This is a genomic window from Streptomyces phaeochromogenes, assembly GCF_001418655.1.
GTDB classification, from domain to species: Bacteria; Actinomycetota; Actinomycetes; order Streptomycetales; family Streptomycetaceae; genus Streptomyces; species Streptomyces phaeochromogenes.
Genome location: NZ_LIQZ01000618.1, coordinates 1 through 245, shown reverse-complemented (window position 1 = coordinate 245; position 245 = coordinate 1). Strand labels below are relative to the sequence as shown.

Genomic DNA, 245 nt, shown 5'->3' with positions numbered 1-245 from the left:
CGATCCAGGGCAGCAGCCCCGACTTCATCCTCCTCCAGGCCGAACGCACCGCGCTGACACTGGAGTTGGACCGGGTGGCAACCTGCCTCCTGGCCCTCCTGGACCCCCGCCGGGAACGCGTCACCTTCTCCAACGCGGGCCACATCCCCCCGCTCCTCGTCACCCCCGACGGCACCCGCACCCTCCTCAACCTCCCCGTAGCCCCGCCCCTGGGCGTCGGCCTCGGTTCCTTCGCGGCCACCACG

1 protein-coding gene is annotated in these 245 nt (G+C 72.2%); it reads left to right on the top strand.

Annotated elements, in window-relative coordinates; translation table 11 throughout:
• A partial coding sequence (locus AOK17_RS51495) for a SpoIIE family protein phosphatase (RefSeq protein ID WP_169802019.1) occupies positions 1-245 on the top strand: 245 nt, incomplete at both ends.